Genomic DNA, 6,237 nt, shown 5'->3' with positions numbered 1-6,237 from the left:
GGCACGCCCCGGCGCTCGCGGCGCTGCGCCGCGCCGGTTCCGCGCTCGCCGGCCGCGCAGCCTGGCCGCCGGCGGCTACGGTAGCGTCGTTTCTCAGATCGGTCATGAGACGTAGGCCCCCTTGTCTGCGGACGTGACGAGGCGCGCGTACTTGGCCAGCACGCCGTGGTCGTGCTTGGGCGCCGGCGGCTGCCAGGCCGCGCGGCGTCGCGCCAGCTCGTCGTCGGATACGTTCAGCGTGAGCGCGCCGCCTTCGATGTCGACGGTGACGGAGTCGCCCTCCTCCACGAGCGCGAGGGGCCCGCCGGCCGCGGCCTCGGGACTCACGTGGCCGACAGCCGGGCCCTTGGTGGCGCCGGAGAAGCGCCCGTCGGTGATGAGGGCCACCGAGGTGGATAGCCCCATGCCGCAGATGGCGCTCGTGGGCGTGAGCATCTCGCGCATGCCCGGCCCGCCCCGGGGGCCTTCGTAGCGGATGACCACCACGTCGCCCGCGCTGATGGCCCCGGCGCTGATAGCCGCGCAGGCCGCCTCCTCGGAATCGAAGACGCGGGCCGGGCCGGTGTGGCGCATCATGGACGGGTCGACGGCGGCTTTCTTCACGATGGCCCCGTCCGGCGCCAGGTTGCCGTGGAGCACCCGCAGGGCCCCCTCGGCCGAGAAGGGGTCGTCATGACGTCGGCACACCTCGCCGTCGGCCGGCGGGCAGCAGGCGCGCAGGTAGTCGGGCAGAGGCCCCATGCAAGTGAGGGCCGACTCGTCGAGCAGCCCCAGGGCGGCCAGCTCGCCCATCACCACGGGCACGCCGCCCACGTGGTACAGGTCGATGAGCGGCCGCGGCCCGCTCGGCTGGAGCTTCACCAGGTGCGGCGTGCGGGCGCTCGCCGCGTCCCAGTCGTCCATGGTGACGGGACAGCCCGCCGCCTGGGCGATAGCCGTCAGGTGCAGCACCGTGTTGGTAGAGCCGCCGAAGGCCATGTCGCACTCCATGGCGTTGTGGATGGCCGCGGCGTTCACGATGTCGCCGATGCGCGTGCCCGCCTCCACGAGCTCCATCACCTTCATGCCGGCGTGCTTGGCCAGGCGGATGCGCTCGGAGTACACCGCCGGCACCGTGCCGTTGCCGGGAAGGGCGATGCCCAAGGCCTCGCATAGGCAGTTCATGGAGTTGGCCGTGAACATGCCCGAGCAGCTGCCGCAAGTGGGGCACGCCGTGTCCTCGTAGAAGGCCAGCTCCTCGCCGGTCATGATCCCGGCCGCCACGGCCGCGGCACCGTCGAAGAGGGTGTTGAGGTCGGTGGTGGGCCCCGCGCCGCCCGGCTGGACGCCCGGCAGCATGGGGCCGCCCGACACGAACACCGTGGGCACGTTCACCCGCAGGGCGCCCAGGATCATGCCGGGCACCACCTTGTCGCAGTTGGGGATGCACACCACGCCGTCGAAGGCGTGGCCCTGCACGGCGCACTCCACCGAGTCGGCGATGACCTCGCGCGACACGAGCGAGTAGTGCATGCCCTCGTGGTTCATGGCGATGCCGTCGCACACGCCGATGGTGGACACCTCGAAGGGCACGCCGCCTGCCATGAGGATGCCGGCCTTCACGGCCTCGGAAATCTTATCCAGGTTGAGGTGCCCCGGGATGATGTCGTTCTGAGAGCTGATGACGGCGATGAAGGGCCGCTCCATCTCCTCGTCGGTGATGCCGTCCGCCTTGAGCAGGCTGCGGTGCGGCGCGCGGGCTGTCCCCCGCTTCACCTGGTCGCTGCGCAGATCCATCGTGCTCGCTCGCTCCTTCCCTCGCCGAAAAAAGAAAAACCCGCGCAAGCTGCAACGGGCCAGGGAAGGCAGATGCGCCACGGCACGGGGCCGCGAGAGCATGCCACGACAGATAACGGTGTCGCCGGTCCGGTGCTACTTGCGCGCCCCGACCCGGCGGTGAGCCCGGCGGCCGCGGCGGCGTTCACGCCAAACTGCTCGGAGGAGACGCTCAGTTCGTCCACCGCCGGCTTCCACTGACCGCCGGCTCTCTGGGAAGGTGGGTTCGCCCCGCCGCTCCTCGTCAACGCATTTGGAGGTATGAACTTATGGCTGAGTAGTATACTCCACGATTCGCCGATCGCAAGGGGCGTCTCCGCGAGGGGCGGCTTGCCGCCCCTCGCGGAGACGCCCCTTGCGATCCTAGGGCAGCGGATGTACCAACAAAGGGAGGGGACAGTACTCGGAAAGAGGATCCCTCAGGTGAGGCCGTACGCTCTCCCCTTCTTTCCCCCGAGATGCGGTTACGCAGAATATATCTTCAAATGCTACATATATTCTGTCGATTCATATATAGCGCTTCTTGAGAATTTGACCGTACTAACCATCGAGCTAGGCGGTTTTATGGGCATTCTCGAGACGTTCTCGACCAATATGCGGCACTACCGCCGTCAAGCACACCTCACCCAAGAACAGCTGGCAGAGAGATGCGGGCTACATCGCACCTATATCGGAGGCATCGAGCAACTCCGCATAAACGTGAGCCTTAAGAACGTAGAGAAAATAGCCGACGCCCTGGAGATAGAGCCCTCCCTCCTCTTTGTCGAGGAGCACGAGCAGCCGCCTCGCCCTTAACCGAGGCTGCGCCTCCCTGCGCGTTGGCATGCCATTCGAAGGGGTTCTCAAGGGGGGGTGTCAAGATAATCAAAGTCTAGCGTGTTGCGCGTGGCGAGCATGGCGTCATTACGCAGGGCTATGGAGGCAACCATAAGGCCCTCGATGGCCGAATCCGGATGGGATCGCATGAGCTCGGACACCACATTGGTGTCGACCGCATACCTCATAGCCACTCCTCCGCATCGATGACGCTCCGGCAGCTCAAGCTCCACGCCCCCGACGGCACTGCGCGCGCCCACGAGAAGCGAGACCCAATCGCGCGCCCTCACACAGGACGACTCGAGGACGGTCTTGGCCCCGCCTGCTGAGAGCGTCCGCTGCGTGCTGCACGGCTCGCGAGCTCTTCTTTGAGGGCAGGATCAAGCCGCGGAGGAGGATATCAGCCATAGCGCCCCCTCTTGCTTGGTGCTAGATGCTGGCAACGCTATCCGATTGAGCACCCTGGACATTGATAAGCGCAAGGATGAGACGGCGGGCACGGTGGGCGGAAGGACACCTTACCAGCTGGTTACGGCGCGGCCATGGGTTGCCAACGGGGACAGCGGCGCGCCCGCAGGCGCGCGGGGCAGCGGCTTATGCTCGGTTACGAGTACCACCGCGTCACCGAGAGGAGGGAGCCATGCCGACCCGTCGTCGAGCCGACTCATCCCGCCCCTTCTCCCTCACCCGCGCCGAGGAGCCGGCGCATCCCGCCCGCAAGAAGCCCACGCGCCGCCGAGCCAAGAACGCCCAAGGCGTCACCTTCCGCCGCTCCGCGCGCATCGGCAGGCGCGCCGCGCCGCAGGTCGGCGTCGACGAGCCAGCCACGGCCTGCGTCGCCGAAGAGGTCGGCACCGAGGGCCGAGAGGCCGGACTGAGGACAGCAGGCGCCCCCATGGGCAACGACGCCGCAGCGAGCCGGGCGGCGACCCCGCAGGGCGACGGCGCCCTGCCCGTCGCGGGCCGGGGCGCGATCGCGCAGGACGATGCGACGGCCGCCACGGACGCAGCCCCCGTGGGCGCAGCCATGCGCGCAGCCGCCGGCATCGCCGAGGACGGCGGGCCCGCGTCGGCGCAGGCGCCCGACTCCTCGGCCTGCGCCGACGCCGATGCCTCCGCGCTCGGGAAGCGCCTCCTCTCCCCCGTCGCCTTCGGCCGAACCCTGCGCCGCGGGCTCGCCCGGGCCGACCGCGCCGACAAGTCCTTCGCCGAGCGTGCCCGCGACCTGCTGCTCGGCCCGGCTCGGACGCTCGCGTCCACTCGGCGCGGCGGCGCCACCACGACCGAGGGCTTCTACGTCCCCGCCCACCAGGCCCACACCCCCGCCGCCTCGGCCCTCGTTGCGCCCCATGCGCCGGGTACGCGGCTCACCTGGGCCTTCGCCATCGGGCTCGCCGGGCTCCTGTGCATGGCGGCCGTCATCGCCTTCACGTGGATCGCACCCGTGCGCAGCGCCGACGCCCAGCAGTACTTCGCCGCCGACCTCAAGCCCGACGTGAGCACGCCCCGCGGCGGCTGGACGCGCGGCGTCGTGCCTGCCATCTACCAGGGCGACGAGCGCTGGGGCAGCGCGCCCTACGGGGTGACCAGCATCGGGGAGTCAGGCGCGGCGCCGTGCGCGCTGTGCATGGTCTACGTGGAGGAGACGGGCGACCGCTCACGCACGCCGCTCGACTTCGCCGGCTGGGCCGAGACCGCGCGCGTGGCCTCCCCGGCACGCGACGACGTGATAGCCCTGCTCACCGACGGCGCCACAGACGCGGGCCTTGTCGCCCAGGCGCTTGAGCCCGATGCGCTCGCGCTGCGTCAGGCGCTGGGCAACGGGCAGCCCGTCGTGTGCGTGACGCGCGCGGGCACCTTCGACGAGCACGCATCCTGCGTGGTGCTCACCGGCATCAACGAGCACAGCCTGCTCGTGCTGGTGGATCCGTCCAGTTCCGAGCGCAGCGCTGAGAGCTGGACCTTCGACGAGGTGCTCGGCGCCTCCGACGCCCTCTACTCCTACACGAGAGCCTAGCGCGCCAGAAAGGACGCGCCGCCGTCGCCTAATAGGATTGGCGCGGCCGTTCTCCCGCACAGCCCCAAGTGTCTCGGAGGGCTTGCCAGGCCAGCGCCTGCCATTCCTTGCGCCCACCTGGCAAGCGCTCCGCGAGGGGGAGCCTTCACTCCGCCAAAACGCAAATTCGCGCCGGAAACGCGCTGGAAAGCGGCTGTCACTGCCAGGAATCCCGCCGATTCTGGCACAGATCGCGAGTTTGGTACGGTCGTCGGCCATTGCGATGACGGCTGTGCCCGTCGGGCAATCGCATTTCCCCAGGTCGTCGTCTTCGCACGTGCGCATAACGCAAGAAGAGCCCCCTTTTCAGGGGGCTCGACCGTACCGAACTCGCGATCTGTGCCAAAAAAACGCCGAAAACTGGCAGTGAGCCGCTGCGCGCCTGCCCCGAGCATGGAGCGCGAGAGCGCCCGCCCGAGCGCCTGACGCCTCACAGCTCGCGCCAGCGCGCAGCGCGTCGCCGGGCACCGGGCGCCGGGCGGCCTACTCCCCCGCGAACAGCTCGGTGGAGAAGTAGCGCTCGCCGGTGTCGGGCAGCAGGGTGACCACCGTCTTGCCGGGGCCCAGCTTACGGGCCAGGCGGCGCGCGGCGGCCACGTTGGTGCCGCTCGAGACGCCCACCATGAGGCCCTCCTCGCGGGCGAGCTCGCGGGCGCAGGCAAGCGCCTCCTCGTCCGACACGATGCAGATGTCGTCGTAGATGCCCTGGTCGAGGATGGCGGGAATGAGCCCGTCGCCGATGCCCATCTGCAGGTGCGTGCCGATGCCGCCGCCCGAGAGGATGGCTGCGTTCTCCGGCTCGACGGCCCATATCTCCACGTCAGGGTAGAGGCGCTTGAGCGTCTGGCCGATACCGGAGATGGTGCCGCCCGTGCCGATGCCCGAGCAGAAGCCGTGGATGGGCCCCTCCGCGTCCTCGACGATCTCGAGCGCGGTGTGGTACTTGTGTGCGAGGAGGTTGTCCTCGTTCTCGAACTGCTGGGGAACGTAGACGCGCGGATCCTCGGCGGCCAGGCGCTCGGCGGTAGCGATGCATTCGGCGATGCACTTGCCGATGTCGCCGTCGTCATGGACGATGATGACGTCGGCGCCGTAGTGGCGCACGAGCTTGCGGCGCTCCTCGGAGACGGAGTCCGGCATGATGATGCGTGCCGCGTAGCCCTTGACGGCGCAGACGAGCGCCAGGCCCACGCCCTGGTTGCCGCTCGTCGGCTCGACGATGATGGAGTCCGGGCCGATGTCGCCGCGCTTCTCAGCCGCCTCGATCATCTGCCAGGCGGTACGCGTCTTGACCGAGCCGCCCACGTTGATCCCCTCATATTTGACGAGGATCTCGGCCGCATCGGGCTCGCAGAGACGGTTGAGGCGGATAAGGGGCGTGCGGCCCATGGCGTCGAGGACGGTGTCGTAGATCATCAGGGCTCCTTCATGAGCGTCGGCTGTCGGCGCCGATTCTACCACTGCCTGGCCGCCGCCCCGTCGATCCGGCGGCCCCGGGGCCGCCGAGCGGCGCGGCTGGGCGCAGGGGCGAGCGCGGCCCCGGGGCCGGC

Annotated in this window: 5 protein-coding genes; 2 read left to right on the top strand and 3 right to left on the bottom strand. The window is 69.4% G+C overall.

All coding sequences use genetic code 11. The features are described 5' to 3' along the window. Window positions 1-102: 102 nt before the first annotated feature. Window positions 103-1,776 carry a dihydroxy-acid dehydratase gene (gene ilvD, locus D1643_RS09225; RefSeq protein ID WP_160710340.1) on the bottom strand — a complete coding sequence of 558 codons (1,674 nt, stop codon included), beginning with the start codon at window positions 1,774-1,776 and terminating at the stop codon, window positions 103-105. Between the two features lie 300 nt (window positions 1,777-2,076). Between ilvD and D1643_RS11600 the strand changes: the two genes are divergently transcribed. After that, on the top strand, window positions 2,077-2,610 hold the full coding sequence (locus D1643_RS11600) for a helix-turn-helix domain-containing protein (RefSeq protein ID WP_201751060.1): 534 nt from the start codon (window positions 2,077-2,079) through the stop codon (window positions 2,608-2,610). A 47-nt stretch (window positions 2,611-2,657) separates the two neighbouring features. Here the strand turns inward: D1643_RS11600 and D1643_RS09215 are convergent, their stop codons facing one another. Further along, the gene (locus D1643_RS09215) at window positions 2,658-2,825 is read right to left on the bottom strand and encodes a type II toxin-antitoxin system VapC family toxin (RefSeq protein ID WP_160710339.1); all 168 of its coding nucleotides are present in this window, start codon (window positions 2,823-2,825) and stop codon (window positions 2,658-2,660) included. A gap of 446 nt (window positions 2,826-3,271) precedes the next feature. Between D1643_RS09215 and D1643_RS09210 the strand changes: the two genes are divergently transcribed. After that, entirely contained in the window at window positions 3,272-4,648 is a 1,377-nt protein-coding gene (locus D1643_RS09210) for a hypothetical protein (RefSeq protein ID WP_160710338.1), read from the top strand. Window positions 4,649-5,170: 522 nt separating this feature from the next. On the opposite strand, the gene D1643_RS09205 is transcribed toward D1643_RS09210, so the two are convergent. After that, complete coding sequence (locus D1643_RS09205; protein ID WP_160710337.1) at window positions 5,171-6,103, bottom strand: PLP-dependent cysteine synthase family protein; 933 nt, start codon at window positions 6,101-6,103, stop codon at window positions 5,171-5,173. Window positions 6,104-6,237 lie beyond the last annotated feature (134 nt).

The organism is Enterorhabdus sp. P55, from assembly GCF_009911695.1.
Taxonomy (GTDB): domain Bacteria; phylum Actinomycetota; class Coriobacteriia; order Coriobacteriales; family Eggerthellaceae; genus Enterorhabdus.
This window is presented reverse-complemented; position numbering and strand designations above follow the sequence as displayed.

Excerpts from the sequence above, each read along its gene's own strand:
- ilvD (WP_160710340.1), bottom strand. The coding sequence starts at position 1,776 with ATGGATCTGCGCAGCGACCAGGTGAAGCGGGGGACAGCCCGCGCGCCG.
- D1643_RS09210 (WP_160710338.1), top strand. The coding sequence starts at position 3,272 with ATGCCGACCCGTCGTCGAGCCGACTCATCCCGCCCCTTCTCCCTCACC.
- D1643_RS11600 (WP_201751060.1), top strand. The coding sequence starts at position 2,077 with ATGAACTTATGGCTGAGTAGTATACTCCACGATTCGCCGATCGCAAGG.
- D1643_RS09205 (WP_160710337.1), bottom strand. The coding sequence starts at position 6,103 with ATGATCTACGACACCGTCCTCGACGCCATGGGCCGCACGCCCCTTATC.